This window comes from Rathayibacter tanaceti, from assembly GCF_001634385.1.
Classification (GTDB): Bacteria; Actinomycetota; Actinomycetes; order Actinomycetales; family Microbacteriaceae; genus Rathayibacter; species Rathayibacter tanaceti.
The window spans coordinates 1-20,049 of the sequence record NZ_LIIN01000053.1; the positions used below are offsets into that span (position 1 = coordinate 1).

A 20,049-nucleotide genomic window follows, 5' to 3' on the forward strand; every position below is an offset into this window, starting at 1 on the left:
GCGCGGCGGCGTGACGACCCGTGCCACCGGCACGTCCCTCTGCTCCGCCAGCATCCCCGACACGAGAGCGACGGTGATCGCGAGCGCGGCGAGGGAGTGCTGGTCGCCGAACCAGTTGGTGTTGTCCGCCATGCCGTGTAGGAAGGTCCAGAGGATCCCCACCGCCAGCGCCCCGACCAGGACGGCCTCGGTCTTGGCGACCCGCAGCAGCAGGCGCAGGACTCCGACGGTCGCGGCGAGGAGGAACGCCAGGACGGGCAGAGCGATCAGGAGACCACCGTTCGACCACGCACTGATCAGCAGGTTGTGGGGTGGTCGGGGCTCGCTGTGCTGTGTGAACTCGGACGCCCGCGCCAGCCACAGGTCCTCCCAGCCGCCGTAGCCGAGACCGAGGAGCCAGTGCTCCGGGAAGGCGCTGGCCGCGAGGCGCATGAAGTCGCCACGCGCGCCGAGGGTCAGCAGACCCGCGTTCGCGAGCTGGGGGAAGAAGACCGCCACGCTGTAGATGGCCGCGATGCTCGAGGGGATGGCGATCATCCAGGCCACAGGACCCAGGCTTCTGCCCTTGAGGCCCCGGATGGCCGCGACCACGACGGGCAGCACGATCGCCAGGACGATCGCTGTCTTGGACAGGGTGAAGAGGGATCCGGCGAGTCCGGCGACGGCCGTGAGGAAGAGCACCTTGCCGCGCTGCTTCCGCCAGGCGGCGAAGTAGAGCGCCGCCGTGGTCGCCATGTACATCGACGCGATGTTGCCGTTGAGGAAGAATCCGCCCGACTTCTCCTGGAGCACGTTGTTGAACGACGTGGTGAAGATGTCGCGCACGTAGATGTCCGAGAACAGGACGGCGTTCGGCCAGCGGAGATAGGCCGCCTCCTGCACGGGGTCCACCTGGAAGACGATCGTCAGGACGACCTGGAGGAGGAAGACCGGAGCGGACCAGACAAGCGCCCTGCCGACGACCCTCCAGGCGCTCGGACCGAGCTGCCGGACGGCCAGATAGGGCGAGAGGAACGAGATGGTCGAGACGAGCTCGCGCAGTCCCACCGAGGGCGTGCGGGAGTAGGAGACGGCGAAGAGGGTGGCGCCGAAGATGAGCAGGGCCAGGACGACGAAGCGGTCGACGTGGGTGCCGCGCATCCGCGTCACGAGGTACGGGAGGAACAGGAGGCTCCAGCCGACGGGCGCCGTGACCGGACCGACCGTGTAGAACTGCACGACACTCAGCGCCAGCAGCACCGTGAGGAACAGCAGCAGGGTCCGCTCGTGCCGCTTCTGCGCCTCGTCGACGACCTCGGTGCGACCGGGCCGGCCGGCCCTCCCGCGTCCGGGCCGGCCGCCAGGGCGCTGCCGGGGGGCTGTGGCGATCGGCCGGGAGGAGGCTTGTCCTCCCGAGCGGGTCGTCGGGGTTGTCCGAGCCGGAGCGGGACTCGCGGTGCGGACAGGGGTGGTGAGTGCCTCAGCGTGCCGACCCATCACCGCACCCCCTCGGAGAGGCGGGTGGCGCCCCGCGACCCGGGGACAGGGAGTCGAGAGAGTGTCGCGAAACGTCGCGAGGATCTGGACGGTGCACCCACCACTGCCGGGGAGGGCAGATATGCGGCGACGCTCGTCGCAGAGGCATTTCCGGCCGCCGTGTCCGGGTGTCCGGCGAGCGGCGCCTGCCGTGCGTGCGCGCGCGCACGGGCGGGAAGCGAGGGGTCGCCGGACCGGATCCGATCGAGCGAGGTCCGAAGCGTCAGGGCGCTCGGACGGGGGGCGTAGTCAATGAAGAAAAGTCGGGTAAGTGACACGAGGCGCGAGCATAACTCGACAACTGCGGTGGAGTCGCCGAGAGACGGCGTGGTGGCGCGATACGGAGGACGCAGCCGAGCGGCCCGGCGGAGCCCCTCAGGGCATGCCGAGCGCCGCTGAGCACCCCGTCAGTTCCGACTGGGAGCCATCGAGTACTCGTCACGACACGCGTCCGTGCGGCGAGCGGCGCGTGCGGGCTGACGCTCCTGGTCAGGCGCGTGCGGGCTGACGCTCCTGGTCAGTGCTGAGGCTGCGCGCCGCCGAGCAGCTGGTCGGCGCGACGGGCGATGCCCGGCCAGCCGAACTCCGCCGACCGCCGACGGGAGGCCTCGGCGATCTGCGCCCGGCGCTCCGGATCGCGGAGGGACTCCAGGAGGGCCGGCACAGCGGCGACCATCGCCGCCGCGACCTCCTCCTCGGACCCGGCCCGCACGAGGATCGAGCCGTCCACGACACCGTCGCCGGTGCGCAGGATCTCGGGGAGCCCGCCCCGCTCGACGGTGACGACGGGCAGCCCGCGCGAGAGCGCCTCCACCACGACCATTCCGAACGGCTCGTCCCACCGGCACGGGTACAGGAGGAAGGCGGAGGACGCGAACAGGTCCAGCAGTCTCTCGTGCGGGAGGAACGGCAGGCGCCGGGCCGCCGCCGGCTGCGCTGCGATCGCCTCGTCGAGGGCGCGGACGTAGGGGGTCGGCGTCGCGTCGGCACCGAGGCCGGCCGCTCCCGCGATCACCAGTCGGAGATCGACGCCCTGCTCGGCCTGCACTCGCTGGACGATCTCCACCGCCTCGCGAGCGCCCTTCTCGGGCACGAGGCGGCCGGCGAAGACGGCCTCGACAGGAACGGCGAGCGGGGACCGCTCGCTCTGCGGGGCCGGGACGACTCCGTTGTACAGGACCGCCGTCGCCTCGAGGCGGTACAGATCGACCGCCCGACGACGCAGGAACTCGCTGCAGAAGAACCACTCGTCGACGGCGTCGAGGTAGGGACGCGCCTCCTCGAGAGCATGAGGGAGATGGTCGAGCAGGTCGTTGTGCATGTGGGCGACGATGCGACCCCGATAGCCCAGCTGGCGCAACCTGGCGGCGTAGCGCGGCCGGTTGTGGATCCAGACGGTCGGCACCCGACGCAGCGACGGCGCCAGACAGAGCAGCCACGGCCGTCCACCGAGCGAAAGGCGGCGCAGCTCGGCCGCCGGGTCGCCATCGCGGCGCCGGGCGAGCACGAGGGCGACCCTGCGCTGGACGGAGTAGACCGCGCCGTACACGCGGTGGTGGCGGACGTCAACGCCCTCGGCCGGAGCCGACCAGGGGGCGTGCACAGTGATCCGCAGCTGCGAGCGCGAGACGGTCTCGCGCACCCATGTCGCGACTGCTCCCCCGGTGCCGTCGAAGCGCTCCTCCGCGGCGAGGACGACAGCCACCTCGGGCGGCGTCGCCCGGCCCGGACGGAAGCGCTGCGGGAGCCGCGACAGCACGAGCGAGCGGGCCTCAGCGAGATCGCGGCCCGGAGCCAGGAGCGCGGTCGCCCCCAGCACGAGACCGGCGAGCACGATCTCGACCGGGAACAGCCGGAGGAAGGAGCCCTCGGGCAAGGCCGACAGCGCCATCAGGAGGACCGCCATGGGCAGCGCGAGGAGTGGTCCACCGCTGCAGGCGCGCAGGAAGGCCGAGATGCGGATGCCGAGGATGACCCGGAGGACGACGTAGGTGACCACGAATCCCAGGACGCTGGAGAGCAGCAGACCGCCGATGAGGCCGTCGAGCCCGAAGAGCACGCCGCCGCCGACGATCATCGGGATGGTGACGGCCGTCTTGAGGACGTTCACGACCAGGCCGAAGCGGACACGGTTCATCGCCATCAGCACGAAGCCGACGGGATTGCCGATGGCGCGCACCGCGCCGACGAAGGTCAGCGCCGTGGTCATCCCGGCGATCCAGCCCCAGTCCGGCCCGTAGAACACGCGGACGACCTCCTCGGAGCGCAGGGCGACGAAGACGAGGGGCGGGATGCTCGCCATACCGAGCACCGCCGTGACGCTGAGGTAGTTCTTGGCGACCCGGTCCCGGTCGTGCTGGATGGACGAGAAGACCGGGAACATCACCCGGGTCACGATCGGGTTGACGCGGGCGGGGAGGTTGACGGCCAGATTGTAGGCGAGCGTGTAGCCGCCGAGCTGGGCCGGGCCGAGCAGACGGCCGATGGCGAGGGAGCTCGCGTTGGAACCCAGATAGTTCACGACTCCATCGAGGGTCTGGAAGACGCCGAACGAGAGGAAGCGCCCTGTCTCACGCGGCCGGAAGCGCCAGCGGAGACGGAACCACCGACGTGCCTGCACGAAGGCGAGCGCGGAGCGCAGCAGCGCGGTCGCGACGAGGCCCCAGGCGTACGAGACGGCTCCCGCTCCCGCGAAGGCGAGAGCGACGGTCACGGCGAAGCCGCCGGCGATCGAGACGGTCTCGGAGATGGCGACCGCGCGGAAGCGGATGCCCTTCTCGAGCACGGCCCGCGGCACCTGGCCGGCGGCGCTGCCCACGAAGACCAGCGAGGCCACGGCGAGGACGGGAGCGGCGGCAGCGGAACCGAGCAGCACGGCGATCGGTCCCGCCGCGAGGAAGACGACCGCCGTGACGAGGACGCCGACGCTCAGGTTCAGCCAGAAGACCGACGAGAGCTCGAAGCTGGTCGCCCGACGCCGCTGGATGATCGCCTGCGCGACTCCCATGCCGAGGAAGATGTCGACGAACGCGTTGAGCAGGCCGACGATCGCGATGAGGCCCATCTGCGACGCATCGAGCAGCCGCGCGAGCAGCGCGAACTGCCCGAGCTGCACCGCGAGCGCGACGGCGAAGGAGATCGCCGTCCAGGTCGTCGCATCAACGGTGGTCCGGCGCAGGCTCACCGGGCTCCCCGAGCGCTGAACGCGCGCGGTCCGCTCGTGGAGGAGGCATCCTCGGTGAGCACGGGGCGGCGGCGCCAGACCTGCTCCGCGGGTGCGGGCGGGCCGGGCACCATCATCACCGCGAGCACGGCGACCCAGGTCAGCCACGACACTCCGTCGAAGTCGTCGATGCGCAGCGGCATCTCGGCGAGCGAGCAGGCCAGCAGCGTCAGCACGAACAGATAGCTGACCATGGAGCGGTCGAAGTAGGTCAGCGAGCGGACGAGGACACTGACGAGGAACACCAGCAGAGCGGCGATGAGGATGATCCCGCCCCACACCATCGTCGAGACGAAGAGGTTGTGCCCGTGCCAGGGCGTGTGCCCGATCAGCCGGGGCATGATGCCCTCCTTGGTGAAGGCGTTGGTCGAGAGGCCGACGAGGAAGTGATCGGGGATCACGCTCATCGAGGACATCCAGATCGCGCCGCGGCTGGTGAGGGCCGAGCGGTCGTTCACGAGGATGGGCAGGAGCACCATCGCCGTCGCCGTGAGCGTCACCGCGCTGATCGCCACCGCACGGCGAGTGCGCTCGTGACGGATGAGGCGCAGGACCACCGCGACGAGGATCGTGATGCCGGCCGCGATCAGCGAGGTGCGCGAGGCGCTCAGCACAAGGTTGGCCAGGACGATCGCCAGACCGGCGTACCGGGCGGCCCGTCGGCGCAGGAGCAGGACGAACGGCAGGCCCAGGGCCATCGTCATCCCGAGGACATTCATCTGCGGGAAGATCCCGGCGAGCAGGCGCGTCCCGATGAGGGCCTTCGTCTCCCCCGCGAGGAGAGCGTCCTCACGCATCCAGCCCTGGTCCGTCAGACCGGTCAGGAGGCTCGCAAGACCGATCAGGACGATCGCGATGCCGATGACCCGCAGGTCGTCCCAGCGCGGGGCGATCGACCACAGCGCGAGGACGAGGGCGATGATCACCCAGTACTTCGGCGTCGGATTCACGCCGCCCACGGCCAGCGTGTTGGTCACCTGGGCGGTGACGAGGTAGACGGCTGCACCCGCGAGCCCGATCAGGTTTGCGCGCTTGCGGCCGAGGTTGAGGAAGAAGATGACGGCGACGCCCACGAGGAACAGAGCCGGAGCCACCGCGTCGACCGTCGCGCCGAGGTTGCTCGGGTTCACGGCGCCGGTGGAGTAGCCGTCGGAGGCGGCGCGACCTGCCAGGAAGAGGTCGACGATCTTGCCCCCCGAGGTCATGATGAAGGTGACCAGCAGAACGATCGCGAAGTGGATCCGGCGCCGCTTGTCGTCGCGCTTCTCGAGCACGGCGGCCGAGACCGCGTCCGGGCCGGTCGCCAGGCGCCCGAGACGCCCGCCGAGCGCCTGTCCGGACGACACCGGGCGGCCGCGCTGAGCCGTGGTCGTCGTGCGCCCCGCACCGGGACGCTGACGGTGCTCCATCGTGTGCCTCGCGCCGTTCATCGTCGCTCTCCGTTCGTCGTCGTCGATCGTGCGCGACCGGCTGCGCGGTCGTAGAGGTCCTCCAGATCGCGGATGCGATCGGAGAGGTCGAAGGAGGCGAGGACCCGCTCCCGGCCCGCCCGTCCCATGGTCTCCGCACGGGCCGGGTCGCCCAGCAGTGCGGCGAGAGCCGTCGAGAGGGCGGTGACGTCGGCCTCGGGAACGAGCATTCCGGTGACTCCGTCCTCGACCGCCTCCGGGACGCCGCCGTGAGCATAGGAGACTACCGGAGCACCGGCGAGTGCCGCCTCGAGGAACACCATCCCGAAGCCCTCTGCGTCCCCGTTCGACGCGGTCAGCGACGGGGCGCAGAACACCGCGGCGGTCCGGAGGATCTCGGCCACCTCGGCGGGCGGGCGGGAGCCGACGAACGTCGCTCGGGTAAGGCCCAGCCGCGCCGCCTGCTCGCCGAGAGCCGCACGGAGATGGCCGTCGCCGACGATCGTCAGCGGGACGTCGCGCAGCGGCAGCGGTAGCGCGGCCATCGCGTCGAGCAGATCGGCGACCCCCTTCTTGTCCGAGAGCCGCCCGACGAAGACGACGCCTTCGCGGGAAGCGTCTTGGGAGGGCGCGTCCGCCACTGTCGGGATGCCGATGTAGCGGACCTCGGTGCGATTGGGGTCGGCGCCGAGCCGGACGAGACCGTCGGCGATGAAGCGCGAGACTCCGACGACCGCATAAGCGTGACGGAAGACGGCGCGCGCCGTGAGCGCACGCTGCAGGCGCGCGAGGGGGCGCAGCGACCGCGGAGCACCGGTCGCACGCGGCCAGCTGGTCACGTCGTAGCCGTGGCCGGTGACCACCAGCGGGATGCGCCGCCGCCGCGCGTAGCGGGCGATGTAGGCGGCATCGGTGAGGAAGTGCGCGTGGATCAGCTCGGGCCGCTGCTCGGCGATCAGGGCGTCGAGGCCGCGCGAGACTCCGAACCAGCGCAGCAGCAGGGCCCGGCGCTGCCAGGACGAGATCGGGTCGTAGAGCACTCGGTCGCTCTCCTCGCGCAGGACCCCGGAGCCGGTGTGCTCGAGGCCCGCCCCGAGAGCGCGCCAGCGGTGCAGTCCGCGCATCTGGTTACGGACGAAGGTCTCGGAGTCTTGGAGCCAGGCACGCTTCCACACGAGCACGAGCGGGCGCTCGGAAGCCCCGGGCGACTCAGCGGGAGGCATGGCGCACCCGGTGCCGCAGTGCCGCGACGACACTCGGCAGGACATGGACGGCATCCACGAGGTAGCGGCGCCAGAGGCGCCCGGGCTCGCGGGTGAGGCGGTGGACCCACTCGAGTCCGAGGCGCTGGAGGAACAGGGGCGCTCGCGACACCTCGCCGGCGAGGAAGTCGACGGCGGCGCCGACGCCCAGGCAGACGGCGCCTGTGCCGCCGACCGTGAGGAGGCGCTCGCGCACCTCTTCCTGCTTGGGCGATCCCAGGCAGAGCGCGACGATCCGGACATCGGCCTCGCGCAGCGTCGACGAGAGCGAGGCGAGGTACTGGTCGTCGGCGAGGTCCGCGGGTTCGGGTGCGACCGAGATCGGCACCCGGAGTCCGGGGAAGCGGCGCATCAACTCGGCGGCGGCGCGATCGGCGACACCGGGCCGACCGCCGACGATCGCCACGGGAAGATCCTCGAGGGCGGCGCGTCGGCAGACCTCGGTGAACAGGTCGATTCCCGTCACGCGGCTCGCCGTGCGGTGGCCGTACCAGCGCGCGATCCAGACCAGGGGGGTGCCGTCGAGCACGACGAGGGAGGCGCGTCCGTAGTAGCGGCGGAACTCGCCGGACTGCTTCCAGCGCACGAAGTGATCGGTGTTGGGGGTGACCACGAGCTCGTCCCGCCCGCTCGTGGCGAGATCGAGGACGGCCTGCGTGCCTCCTCGAGCGAGGTGATGCTGGCGGGCATCCGCTCGATGCGGCCGGTGATGTAGGAGGTCATGCCGCCGCCTTCCCCCGGAAGAACGAGACGAGGCCGGCGAGGTGCCGCTGCTCGCTCGGGCGGAGTCCGGCGGCCGCGTCGAGCAGAGCTCGCAGCTCGGTCTCGAGGCCCTCCGGAGCACCGCCGCGGGGGAAGCCGGCGCGACGCCACGAGAACCAGCCGGGCGCGAAGCCGAGGAGCCGACGGCCGAGGTCGTCAAACGCCTCCTCGACGAGCGTGCTGGCGGTCTTGGAGCGGATCCAGTCGGGATCGATCGTCGTCTGGTGCGCATGGCGCAGGTAGAGGACGGTCGGCACGGTGTCGCGCACCAGCCGGTGTCCCTCGAGGCTCGCGCGGAGGTAGAGGTCGAAGTCCTCCGCCGCCACCGAGCGGTAGCCGTCGAGAGCCCTCATCACGCTCGTGCGGCCCGTCAGAGTCGGGTGCATCAGCGGATTCTCGAGCAGGAGCGCGAGCGCGATGCCCTCGCTCGAGAGGAACGGGAGCAGCTGCGGCTTGAGGAGCGGGATCGGGGGCTTGCGCACGATGACCGTCGAGAAGGCCAGATCGGCGCCTCCTGCGAGAAGCCTCGCCTGGCGGCTGAAGCGCCACGGGAACGCCCGGTCGTCACCGTCGAGGATCGCCACGAACGGCGTCTCGACCTGCTCCAGCAGGGCGTTGCGCGACGCGGGGATGCCCTGCGGTGACGCGTCGTCGAGGATCCGCAGCCGGCGGTCGCCGATGCGCGCCACCGCGGCCGCTGTTCCGTCGGTGCTCCCGTCGTCGCGGACGAGCACGCGTCCCGACGGCGGGAGAGCGCGGAGTGCGCTCCGGACGGAGCCGGCGATCGTGCCCTCCGCGTTCCGGGCGGTGATGCAGACGGTCACGCCGTTCATCGGGGGGTGCTCCTTCGGTCGGAGAGGCGGCGGTGGGTGTCGTGCACGGAGTAGAGGACGCGGCTGATCAGCGCGAACGCGGCCGGGACGTGCTTGAGCACGAGCGCGAGTACCAGCATGCGCGGGCGCCGCGCCGAGCGCAGCACGTGCACGTCCTTCAGCGCGGCCGAGCCCAAGCCGATACCGGTGCGGACCAGGGCGGGATCGGCGTTCTGCCGGATCGGCGTGAGGGCGACCGGCACGGCGTAGAACCAGGTGGTGAACCAGTCGGAGAGAGCGACCGGTACCTCGTCGAACGTCCGCTCGAGCGCCGCGCGCATCGCCTCGGCGCACACCAGGAGGTTGCCCAGATTCGGATCGCGCCGCCGGGTGATGGAGGAGGCGGTGTAGACGTAGGAGTAGAGGATGTCCGGGATGAACAGGACCCGCTCCGCCTCCTGCACCGCGCGCAGCACCCCGACGAAGTCGGACTGCGAGGTGAGCCGCGGGAACAGCTCGTTCTGCAGGATCCGGCGACGGAAGAGCTTGTTCCAGAGGAAGCCGTGCAGCTCCCCCGCGGCCATCCGCTCGAGCGCCCGCTCGGACGAGACGAGCTCGCGGCGGTCGAGACCGTCGATCACACGCCCGGAGGTGGCCTGGCGCGTCCGGTAGAGCGCCCGGCAGACGACGATGTCGGCCGCTGACCGCTCGGCCTCGGTCGCGAGTGTGGAGACGATCCGCGGGTCCCACTCGTCGTCGACGTCCACGAACCAGACGAACTCGGAGTCGATCTCGGCCAGCGCGCGGTTGCGGGCGGCCGCGACTCCCCCGTTCTCCCTCACCCGCAGGAGGCGGGCATCGTCGCGCGAGGCGGCCCAGCGTTCGAGGACATCGGCCGTGCCGTCGGCGGAGGCATCGTCGATGAGGACGACGTCGACCCCGGGGACGAGGGTCCTCTCGAGTCGGGCCAGGAAGGCGTCGAGCTGCGCGAGCGCGTTGTAGCACGGTGCGATGACGGTCACCGAGAGCCTGTCCGCGGTCACCGCCGTACCCCGAGCTCGCGGTAGGCGAGCAGGACCGCGCCGAAGACGGCGTCGGGCGAGGCGACCGCGTCGACCCAGGTCTTCGCCCGCTCCGCGTGCTCCAGCAGACGGTCCGGCTCGGCCAGGGCCGCCTCGAGGGCAGCCGCGATCTCGTCGCCGGTGGCGCCGGCGGGCACGAGGAGGCCCTTGCCTCCGCCGAGCAATTCACCGACGCCGCCGACATCGGTCGCGACGACCGGACGCCGACGGGCCATCGCCTCAAGCATCACCAGCGGCGTTCCCTCCCAGCGGGATGTGGAGAGGAGCAGGTGCGCCGCATCGAGAGCGGAGGTCACGTCGGCGGACGGGCCGCTGAACTCCGCGACCCCAGCCTCGAGCGCCCGCTGCCGGAGCGCGGGCAGCATCGGACCGTCGCCGAGCCAGGTCGCGGTGACCTCGCGCGAGCGGGCGAGCGACTCGACCGCGGCGAGGAAGCGCTCGGGGTCCTTCTGCTCGGCGAGCCGGCCGATCCCGAGGATGCGGACCGGCGCTTCGGTGAGCGCGGACTCGCTCGCGGGAGTGCCGGAGACGTTGGCGGGGGCGTTTCCCGTCACCACGACGCGCTCGGGCGAGCGCCCGTAATCGTCGACGACCATGCGCCCCACCGACGCCGAGACGGCGAAGATGCGGCGGGAACGGAAGGACAGGGCTCGGCGGTCGATCGAGGGGAGCTCCGTGTGCGCGTGCTCGACCACCGGGACGCCGAGAGCCGCTCCCACCAGAAGCGCGAGCAGCGCCTCCCGACGCTGGTGCGCGTGCAGGACGTCGGGGCGGAAGCGCCGGACCGCTCGGGCGAGGTTGAACAGATCGGCGGCGAAACCCTGTTCGGGGCGGCGGACGACGAAGGTCGTCGAGCCCGCGGGGACGCTCGCGCTGAGCGGACCGGGCCGGCCCCAGTAGGCGACGGTGCAGCCGTGCTCACGGCTCCACGCTCCGAGCGAGAGGGCGACGCGCTGGGCACCGCCGTCCTCGAAGGTGTCGAGGACGTGCAGAACGCGCACGCCGCTCGCGTGCCCGGCGTTCACGCGTCGCTCCCGAGCGGCTCGGCGTCGGTGAAGTACTGCTCGAGGGAGTCGAGGACGAGGTCGACGTCGTGGCGCAGCAGATCCGGATCGGCCTCGAAGCGCGTCGCGAGGAGCGTCACGACCTCGTCGCGCGGACGGCCCTCGAGGATCGCCGCCTGGAACACGGCGTCGGCGCTGAGGGAGAGGGCGACGGGAGTCGACCAGGGCCGCGAGAGGTCGAGGACGTACGCCTGCTCGTCGGTGCGCTCCACGGCGAAGCGCACGGCCGGACGGGGCGTCTCCTGCTCGACCGTCGGCTCCTCGACCGACTCGGCGTGCTCGGGGACGACCGTCGGCTCGTCGGACGGCCGCAGCGGAGCGGTGGCCTCGACGACCACGTCGATCGACGACGCCGGAGCAGGCTCGTCGTGCCCGCCCACCCGGGCGACACGGAGGAATCCCGAGAGCGCCGAGGGCAGCCCGCGCACGGCGCGCACCGTCCTCTCGAGGCGGAGACGGAGGCGTCGGCCGCGCGTCTTCGCGCCGGGATGGCTCGCCTCCAGATCGGCGCGGGTGGGGAACGCCGCCCGCAGCAGCAGGACGCCCTTGAGCCGCCACGGAGCGGAGGCGACGGCGTGCAGCCAGTTGAAGGTGTGTCGGTCGGAGCGGCGCCGGACATCCCAGAGGACCTGGGCGTGCCGGTATCGCTCCTCGGCGGGGGCGGCGACGCCCCACGACTCGAGCAGCTCGTTCATCGGTGTCTGCGCGCCGAGCTCGACGGCCGCGTCGCGGATCGCCGCCCGCTCCTCGAGCGACAGGCTCGCACCGTGCTCGCGCAGTGCCGCGAGGATGCCCGCCGAGGACGCCGAACGAGCGCTGCGCAGCTGGTGCAGAGCGTGGAGGACGAGGTGGTGGGCCGGACCGGGGATCTCGAGGGTCTCGTCGCTGAGCGGCAGATCGACCCGCGCCGCCCAGAGGTGCTCGAACACCAGCCGCTCCTCCTCGAAGGCGCCGGGGAACGAACGGTGCACGTCGACATCGCACGGCCAGGAGGGGTGCACCAGGGTGATCGAGTGGTCGACGAACAGCGTCCAGCTCAGGGCTTCGGCGCGGCGGCGCCAGCCCATCGATCCGAGCACGACGAGAGCCTCGTCGAAGTGGCCGGGGTCGACCCAGAGGTCGACATCGGCGGAGGTCATCGGGGGGCGGATGCCCTGGCGGTGCAGGCCCTCGCCCTTGATCACGAGACTGCGGATGCCGCGGTCGCGCAGGGTGTACTGCACCAGCACTGCGGCGAGACGCAGTGCGACGGCGCTGGGCAGGGCGATGGTCGGGGATCCCGCCGGCGCGGAATCCTCCGGCAGAGCGTCCTCGGTGGATCGGGGCTCAGGCGACACGCGCGCCGCCCTTCGCCAGGGCGAGGACCTCGTCCGCCACGACCGACCAGGGCCGCTCACGGGCGAGCTCGCGGGCACGGGCCGACATCGAGTTCCACTCGCGGCGGATACGACCGAGAGCGTCCTCGTAGTCCTCCCGGGAAGCGAAGTCCGGGACGACGGCGCCGGCGCCCGCGGCGCAGAAGTCGGCGAGGACGCTGGACTCCGTCGCGAGGACGGGGACGCCGCCGGCCAGCGCTTCGAGGCCCGCCGCGGCTCCGCTCGTCGTGCGCGCGAGGTGGACGTAGGCGTGGGAGTGCCGCAGCACTTCCGCCCGACCGTCCCGGTCCTGCTCCCCGACGAAGCGGAGACCGGGCGCCAGGTCGTCGTCGACCTCTCCTCCCGTGTCCACCACCGTGATGTACTCGGTGCCCGCGAGGCGGGCGACGACGTCGAGGCGGTCGGTGCCCTGGTCCCATCCGGGTGCACCGACCGTCATCAGCCGCAGCGGGCCGTCGGGCGCGGTCGGTGCGACGGCGGTGGGCTCGGGGAGGCCGGGGACGATGACCGCTGGCGCGGTGAGGTGCCACGCGGAGGGCGAGGCGAGGTGGGCGGTCGGCACCACGACGACCGTGCCGCGGAGCTCCTGGTCGCAACGCGACGCGAAGGGGGCGCGACGGCGTGCCTGAGCGTCGGGGTGCTCGGCGACCGCCTCGCTGCGCCCCCCGTCGGCGAGGAGGAGCGTCGTCGGGGCGAGCCCGATCAGCTCGAGCGCCGTGCCGGGGAACGTGACGACGATGTCGGGGCGCTCGGGCTCGAGGAGCCGGCGCGCACGGCGGGTGAAGGCGGGGAGTGCGACGGACGCGGCACCGAGACGGCCCGCGGGCGCGACGACTCGCCCGAGGAGGGTGCGGCGCACGTCAGCTCCGGGGAAGCCGTCCGGATCGGACGTGACCACGACGACGCGGTGGCCCTGCTCGCGCCAAGCCCGCTCGAGGGGTGCTGCGTGCCACGCCTCGAGCGCGACGATCGCGATGGTCAGCACGGGAGTCCTCCCCCGGTCAGCGGGCACGCCGACGACGACGCCCCTGCGACGGGACGCCGCGCGCGCGGACGTTCGGCGCGAACCGCGGCCCCCATGCCGCAGTGCGGACGGAACGCCGGATGCCGGCGGTCGATGACGTCGTGCACAGGACGGTACCTCTCTCCGTTGCGACAGGCGGAGCCGCAGACGTCCGAGAAGCTATCCCGGCCGTTCGCCACCCCCGAGTGGGAGGCGCGAAACAGAGTCGGCCACGGCGTACTGGGCGCGTGCCGACCACCCGATGGTGGATGCGCCGTCGAACGCTCGCGAGGGGCCCTCGGCGGGGACCGCGAGCGGCGTCGACTCGGCGTCCCGAGTGCCCGAGCCGATGCCGGAGTGAGCCGACGCGTCAGTCCCCGCCACATCCCCGCGGGCGCTTCCGGCCCGGCGGAGCCGCCCGCGACCGGCCGATAGAGTCGTGACCGTGATCCCCTCCGCGCAGTCTCCGACCTCCTGCTCCGCGGCTCGCCGGGAGACGATCCCGGCCCCCGTCCGGTCGGGAGCCGCGCGATGAGGGGCATCGTCCTCGCCGGCGGCTCCGGTTCGCGACTGTGGCCCATCACCAAGGGCATCTCGAAGCAGCTGATGCCGATCTACGACAAGCCGATGGTCTACTACCCGCTGTCCACGCTGATGATGGCCGGGATCGACGAGGTCCTCGTGATCACCACCCCGGAGTACAACGATCAGTTCCGCGCGCTGCTCGGCGACGGCTCGAGCCTCGGAATGCGGATCGACTACGCCGTCCAGCCCTCCCCCGACGGCCTCGCCCAGGCCTTCCTCATCGGCGAGGAGTTCATCGGCGACGAGTCCGTCGCGCTGGTGCTCGGCGACAACATCTTCCACGGGACGGCACTCGGGACGGCGCTCGCGACGAACACCTCGATCGAGGGCGCCGTAATCTTCGCCTACCAGGTCGCGGATCCCCGCGCCTACGGTGTCGTCGAGTTCGACGAGCGGTTCCGGGCGGTCTCGATCGAGGAGAAGCCGGAGCACCCCAAGAGCACCTACGCCGTGCCCGGACTCTACTTCTACGACAACGACGTCGTGGGCATCGCGAAGACGATCCGCCCCTCGGCCCGCGGCGAGCTCGAGATCTCGACGATCAACGAACGCTACCTCGATGCCGGGCGTCTCAAGGTCCAGGTCCTCGACCGCGGCACCGCCTGGCTCGACACGGGCACGTTCGACTCGATGATCGAGGCGACCGAGTTCGTACGCGTCATCGAGCAGCGCCAGGGCTTCAAGATCGGCTGCATCGAGGAGATCGCCTGGCGCAACTCCTGGATCGACGACGCCCGTCTGGCTGAGCTCGCAGCTCCGCTGGTCAAGAGCGGCTACGGCGCCTACCTCCAGCGGCTGCTGCGCCTCGAGGGCGCGACCGCCGGCCGCTGAACCCCTTTCTCCCCGACCCCCGCAGGAGCCCTCGTGCGAATCCTCGTCACCGGCGGTGCCGGCTTCATCGGCAGCAACTTCGTCCACCTGACCCTCCGTGAGCGTCCCGACGTGCGGATCACTGTTCTCGACAAGCTCACCTACGCGGGCAACCGCGAGTCCCTCGCCCCCGTGGCCGACCGGGTGCGGCTCGTCGAGGGCGATGTCGCCGATGCCGAGCTGGTCGACCGGCTCGTGGCCGACTCCGACCTCGTCGTGCACTTCGCGGCGGAGTCGCACAACGACAACTCGCTGCACGACCCGACGCCGTTCCTCGAGACGAACATCGTCGGCACCTTCGCGCTGCTGCAGGCGGTGCGCACGCACGACGTCCGCTACCACCACATCTCGACAGACGAGGTGTATGGCGACCTCGCGCTCGAGGACCCGGCGCGGTTCACGGAGCGCACCCCCTACAACCCGTCGAGCCCCTACTCGTCGACGAAGGCGGCCAGCGATCTGCTCGTGCGCGCCTGGGTGCGCTCGTTCGGGATCCGCGCGACGATCTCGAACTGCTCGAACAATTACGGGCCCTACCAGCACGTCGAGAAGTTCATCCCGCGCCAGATCACCCAGGCCATCGACGGGATCCGGCCCCAGCTCTACGGAGCGGGCGCGAACGTGCGCGACTGGATCCACGTCGACGACCACAACAGCGGCGTCTGGGCGATCATCGACCGCGGCGAGATCGGCGAGACCTACCTGATCGGCGCCGACGGTGAGAGGAGCAACCTCGAGGTTGTGCAGCGGATCCTCGTCGCGTTCGGCCGCGCCGAGGACGACTTCGACCACGTCACCGACCGGCCGGGGCACGACCTCCGCTACGCCATCGACTCCTCGCGGCTGCGGACCGAGCTCGGCTGGCGCCCGGTCTACACCGACTTCGAGGCAGGTCTCGCGGCCACGATCGACTGGTACCGGGCGAACGAGGCGTGGTGGCGACCGGCGAAGGCGTCCACGGAGGCGAAGTACGCGGCTGAGGACTGAGCGACAGGCTTCGCGCTCGTCAGCGCGGAGCGGCTCCCGGAGTCACTCCGCGGGCCGTGCGCGTCAGTGGATTCGGGCACCTCCGCAGGGAGCCGACGAGCACGCCTGCGGAGGCGCTGCTCGCCTTCCGAGCATCCCCGCCCAGCGCGGCTGCCGGACCACGGCCGACGCGAGCAGCGCGCGTGGACCCGCCGCCTCAGCGCACCGCTACCGTCGCCCGATCACGTCCGGTGAGGTCGCGCTGCGTGGTCGAGCCGCGCCAGCCGTCAGCCGTCAGCAGCGCGCGGATCGCGGCACCCTGCAGCTCGCCGTGCTCGATCACGAGCACTCCCCCTGGCCGGAGCAGGCGCAGCGCGGTGACCGAGAGCGAGCGGACCACGTCGAGCCCATCCTCGCCGCCGTAGAGCGCCGACGGCGGGTCGAACAGGCGCACCTCCGGATCGCGCGGGATCGCGGCCGCCGGGATGTACGGCGGGTTGGAGACGACGACCGACACGGTGCCGTCGAGCTCGGGCAGCGCCCGGGCCAGATCGTCGAAGATAATGCGCGCGTTCTCGAGCCCGAGACGCTCGCGGTTGCCGCGCGCCCAGATGAACGCCTCCGGGGCGTTCTCGACGCCGATCACCCGGGCGTGCGGAACCTCGTGCGCCAGGGCCAGCGCGAGCGCTCCGCTCCCCGTGCCCAGATCGACGGCGAGGGGCGATGGATCGACGACGGCACGCAGGGCGTCGATCGCGATCTGCGCGACGCCCTCGGTCTCGGGGCGGGGCACGAACACTCCGGGGCCCACCGCCAGCTCAAGGGAGCGGAACGGTGCGACGCCGGTGATGTGCTGGAGCGGCTCCCTGGCGGCCCGGCGCTCGATCGCGCTCTCGAGCGCCGCCTGCGCGCGCTCGTCGAGGGCCAGCCCTGTGATCAGGCGTGCCTGGAGCTGCCCGCGGCCGAGTCCGAGCACGTGGCCGAGCAGCAGCTCCGCGTCCACATCGGGGGTCGGCACGTGCGCGGCGGCGAGACGACCGACCGCCTCCGCGAGCAGAGCCCGGGCGTCGACGCCGGCGGTCACGAGGCTCATGCCCCCTCGGAGCCGATGTCGGCCAGACGCGCCTCTTCGTCGGCCTGGATCGCGCTCTCGACCACCGGGTCGAGCGCTCCGTTCATCACCCCGTCGAGGTTGTACGCCTTGTAGCCCGTGCGGTGGTCGGCGATCCGGTTCTCGGGGAAGTTGTAGGTGCGGATGCGCTCCGAGCGGTCCATCGTCCGGATCTGCGTCTTGCGCGCGTCCGAGGCCGCCGCGGCGATCTCCTCCTGCTGGCGCGCCAGGATGCGGGCGCGCAGCACACGCATGCCCGCCTCGCGGTTCTGCAGCTGGCTCTTCTCGTTCTGCATCGAGACGACGATGCCGGTGGGAAGGTGGGTGATGCGCACCGCGGAGTCGGTGGTGTTCACCGACTGACCGCCGGGCCCCGAGGAGCGGTAGACGTCGATCTTGAGGTCGTTCTGGTTGATCGCGACCTCCTCGGGCGCGTCGACCTCGGGGAACACCAGCACGCCGGTCGTCGATGTGTGGATGCGGCCCTGCGACTCCGTGACGGGGACGCGCTGCACGCGGTGCACGCCTCCCTCGTACTTCAGGTGAGCCCAGACGCCCTGCGACGGATCGGAGGCGTTGCTCTTGATCGCGACCTGCACGTTCTTGTAGCCGCCGAGGTCGGACTCGTCGCGGTCGAGGATCTCGGTCTTCCAGCCCTTCGCCTCCGCGTAGTGCAGGTACATCCGGAGCAGGTCGGCGGCGAAGAGCGCGCTCTCGGCTCCCCCCTCGCCGCCCTTGATCTCCATGATCACGTCGCGCCCGTCGTCCGGGTCGCGCGGGATGAGGAGGCGTCGCAGCCTCTCCTGCGCCACGCGCAGCGACTCCTCCAGCTCGGGGACCTCCTCAGCGAACGCCTCGTCCTCCCGGGCGAGCTCGCGTGCCGCCTCGAGGTCCTCGCCGGCCTGGAGCCACGCGGAGTGCGCCGCCCTGATCTGGCTCAGCTCCGCATAGCGCCGGTTGACCTTTTTCGCCCGGGCGGCATCGGCGTGCAGAGCCGGGTCGGAGAGCTGCGTCTGCAGGTCCTCGTGCTCGGCGAGGAGGACGCTGACGGATTCGAACATGAGGGGCCTGGCTTCCGGAGTAGTGGGGTGGGGACGCAGCGGCGGCACCCGGGGACGCGAAAACGTCCGCGGCCGCCCCTGCTCGAGGGGCGACCGCGGACGTCGGGGCGCTAGTGGTGGCCGTTGCCGTGGCCGGCGGCGGCCGGGCCGACCGCCGACTTCGAGACCTGCATCAGGAACTCGACGTTCGAGGAGGTCTCCTTTAGGCGCGACAGGATGATCTCGAGCGCCTGCTGCTGGTCGAGCCCGGCGAGGGCGCGGCGAAGCTTCCAGGTGATCTTGACCTCGTCGGTGCTGAGCAGCATCTCCTCGCGGCGGGTACCGGAGGCGTTCACATCGACCGCGGGGAAGATCCGCTTGTCGGCAAGGTGGCGGGAGAGGCGGAGCTCCATGTTGCCGGTGCCCTTGAACTCCTCGAAGATCACCTCGTCCATCTTCGAGCCGGTCTCGATGAGTGCCGTCGCGAGGATGGTGAGCGAACCGCCGTTCTCGATGTTGCGCGCCGCTCCGAAGAACTTCTTCGGCGGGTAGAGGGCCGACGCGTCGACCCCGCCCGAGAGCACGCGACCCGAGGCGGGCGCCGTCACGTTGTAGGCGCGGCCGAGGCGGGTGATCGAGTCGAGCAGCACGACGACGTCGTGTCCCAGTTCGACCAGGCGCTTCGCGCGCTCGATCGCGAGTTCGGCCACCGTGGTGTGGTCCTCGGCCGGGCGGTCGAAGGTGGAGGCGACGACCTCGCCACGCACGGTGCGCTGCATGTCGGTGACCTCCTCCGGACGCTCGTCGACGAGGACGACCATGAGGTGGACCTCGGGGTTGTTCTGCACGATCGCATTGGCGATCTGCTGCAGGACGATCGTCTTGCCCGCCTTGGGCGGCGCGACGATGAGGCCGCGCTGGCCCTTGCCGATCGGGGCGACGAGGTCGATGATCCTCTGGGTCAGCTTGCCGGGCTCGGTCTCGAGGCGCAGGCGCTCGGTCGGGTAGAGCGGCGTGAGCTTCTGGAACTCGACGCGTGCGGCGGCCTCCTCGACGGTCTGGCCGTTGATCGAGTCGACCCGGACGATCGCGTTGTACTTCTGGCGTCCGCCACCCTCGCCCTCGCGGGGCTGGCGGATGGCGCCGACGACGGCGTCGCCCTTGCGCAGGTTGTACTTCTTGACCTGGCCGAGCGAGACGTACACGTCGCTCACGCCGGGCAGGTAGCCCGTGGTCCGCACGAACGCGTAGTTGTCGAGGACGTCGAGGATGCCGGCGACCGGGATGAGGACGTCGTCCTCGCCGATCTCGGGCTCGATGTCGTCGCCCACTGCTCCGCCGCGGCGCTTGCGGTCGCGGTAGCGGCTGCGGCGCCCGTCCTCGCCCTCGGCCTGCTGGCCGTTCTGCTGCGGGCCGGTGCCGCCCTGCTGCTGCGGGACCTGCTGGCCCTCGCTCTGCGCGGCGCGCGAGCCCTGACCGTTCTGCGGCTGGCTCTGCGCGGCACCGTTCTGAGGAGCGTCGTTCTGGCGGTCGTCCCCCCGGTTGCGGTTGCGGTTGCGCCGATTGCGTCCGCGGCCGGTGCCCTGCTGGTCGCCGTTCTGCTGCTGGTCGCCGTTCTGCTGCTCCTGCTGGTCGCCGGAGTCGGAGGACGCGTCGTTGTCGGCGGGCGCGGACTCGGCCTGCTCGTTCTGCTCGGCGCTGCCTCCGCGACTGCGGCGGCGGCCGCGGCGCTCACGCTGGCCGTTCTCGCGGGAGGAGTCGTCGGACTCGGGGCCGTTCGGCAGCTCGATGTCGATCACGGGTTTCGTGGCCGGCTCGGCGTCGCGATCCTGCTCGAGCACCGGGAGGTCGGGGATCAGCGAGTCGACTCCGGACCCGCCGGGGACGTTGAGGTGCTCGCCTGCAGCGACCGTGCCGCTGGAGGCGCGGCGGGAGTTGCGGCGACGCGGGGTGCGCTCGGCCGGCTCGG

15 protein-coding genes are annotated in these 20,049 nt (G+C 71.6%); 2 read left to right on the forward strand and 13 right to left on the reverse strand.

What is annotated here, in order from left to right; translation table 11 throughout:
* The 10 genes from ACH61_RS08140 to ACH61_RS08185 all read right to left on the reverse strand — a co-directional run.
* Window positions 1-1,479: O-antigen ligase family protein (locus ACH61_RS08140; protein ID WP_153038821.1), on the reverse strand; the 1,479-nt coding region annotated here is incomplete at its 3' end.
* A 553-nt stretch (window positions 1,480-2,032) separates the two neighbouring features.
* Window positions 2,033-4,699, reverse strand: a complete 2,667-nt coding sequence (locus tag ACH61_RS08145) for an MOP flippase family protein (RefSeq protein WP_068210853.1) — start codon at window positions 4,697-4,699, stop codon at window positions 2,033-2,035.
* Window positions 4,696-6,168: an O-antigen ligase family protein gene (locus ACH61_RS17350; RefSeq protein ID WP_068210857.1), complete on the reverse strand. Its 1,473-nt coding sequence runs from the start codon at window positions 6,166-6,168 to the stop codon at window positions 4,696-4,698. The genes ACH61_RS08145 and ACH61_RS17350 overlap by 4 nt, the downstream gene beginning before the upstream one ends.
* Window positions 6,165-7,328, reverse strand: coding sequence for a glycosyltransferase (locus ACH61_RS08155; RefSeq protein ID WP_158286058.1), 1,164 nt, complete (start codon window positions 7,326-7,328; stop codon window positions 6,165-6,167). The genes ACH61_RS17350 and ACH61_RS08155 overlap by 4 nt, the downstream gene beginning before the upstream one ends.
* Before the next feature lie 28 nt (window positions 7,329-7,356).
* Window positions 7,357-8,022 carry a WecB/TagA/CpsF family glycosyltransferase gene (locus tag ACH61_RS17355; RefSeq protein WP_068210863.1) on the reverse strand — a complete coding sequence of 222 codons (666 nt, stop codon included), beginning with the start codon at window positions 8,020-8,022 and terminating at the stop codon, window positions 7,357-7,359.
* Window positions 8,023-8,128: 106 nt separating this feature from the next.
* Window positions 8,129-9,004, reverse strand: a complete 876-nt coding sequence (locus ACH61_RS08165; RefSeq protein WP_068210866.1) for a glycosyltransferase family 2 protein — start codon at window positions 9,002-9,004, stop codon at window positions 8,129-8,131.
* On the reverse strand, window positions 9,001-10,026 hold the full coding sequence (locus ACH61_RS08170) for a glycosyltransferase family 2 protein (protein WP_068210869.1): 1,026 nt from the start codon (window positions 10,024-10,026) through the stop codon (window positions 9,001-9,003). Before ACH61_RS08170 ends, ACH61_RS08165 begins: the two co-directional genes overlap by 4 nt.
* The gene (locus ACH61_RS16840; RefSeq protein ID WP_068210872.1) at window positions 10,023-11,090 is read right to left on the reverse strand and encodes a glycosyltransferase; all 1,068 of its coding nucleotides are present in this window, start codon (window positions 11,088-11,090) and stop codon (window positions 10,023-10,025) included. The genes ACH61_RS08170 and ACH61_RS16840 overlap by 4 nt, the downstream gene beginning before the upstream one ends.
* Window positions 11,087-12,466, reverse strand: coding sequence for a nucleotidyltransferase family protein (locus ACH61_RS08180; protein WP_068210875.1), 1,380 nt, complete (start codon window positions 12,464-12,466; stop codon window positions 11,087-11,089). The genes ACH61_RS16840 and ACH61_RS08180 overlap by 4 nt, the downstream gene beginning before the upstream one ends.
* Window positions 12,456-13,490 (reverse strand): glycosyltransferase, encoded by a 1,035-nt coding sequence (locus tag ACH61_RS08185; protein WP_068210878.1) that lies wholly within the window; start codon window positions 13,488-13,490, stop codon window positions 12,456-12,458. The genes ACH61_RS08180 and ACH61_RS08185 overlap by 11 nt, the downstream gene beginning before the upstream one ends.
* 549 nt (window positions 13,491-14,039) lie before the next feature.
* Here ACH61_RS08185 and rfbA point away from each other — a divergent pair.
* Window positions 14,040-14,924 (forward strand): glucose-1-phosphate thymidylyltransferase RfbA, encoded by an 885-nt coding sequence (gene rfbA, locus ACH61_RS08190; RefSeq protein ID WP_068210881.1) that lies wholly within the window; start codon window positions 14,040-14,042, stop codon window positions 14,922-14,924.
* Window positions 14,925-14,957: 33 nt separating this feature from the next.
* Window positions 14,958-15,950: a dTDP-glucose 4,6-dehydratase gene (rfbB, locus tag ACH61_RS08195; RefSeq protein WP_068210884.1), complete on the forward strand. Its 993-nt coding sequence runs from the start codon at window positions 14,958-14,960 to the stop codon at window positions 15,948-15,950.
* Between the two features lie 196 nt (window positions 15,951-16,146).
* Here the strand turns inward: rfbB and prmC are convergent, their stop codons facing one another.
* From prmC to rho, 3 genes are all read right to left on the reverse strand, one after another.
* Complete coding sequence (prmC, locus tag ACH61_RS08200; RefSeq protein ID WP_068210887.1) at window positions 16,147-17,022, reverse strand: peptide chain release factor N(5)-glutamine methyltransferase; 876 nt, start codon at window positions 17,020-17,022, stop codon at window positions 16,147-16,149.
* Window positions 17,019-18,101 carry a peptide chain release factor 1 gene (prfA, locus tag ACH61_RS08205; RefSeq protein WP_068210900.1) on the reverse strand — a complete coding sequence of 361 codons (1,083 nt, stop codon included), beginning with the start codon at window positions 18,099-18,101 and terminating at the stop codon, window positions 17,019-17,021. Before prfA ends, prmC begins: the two co-directional genes overlap by 4 nt.
* 110 nt (window positions 18,102-18,211) lie before the next feature.
* Window positions 18,212-20,049 (reverse strand): transcription termination factor Rho (gene rho, locus ACH61_RS08210; protein WP_068210903.1); only part of this gene is annotated, 1,838 nt, incomplete at its 5' end.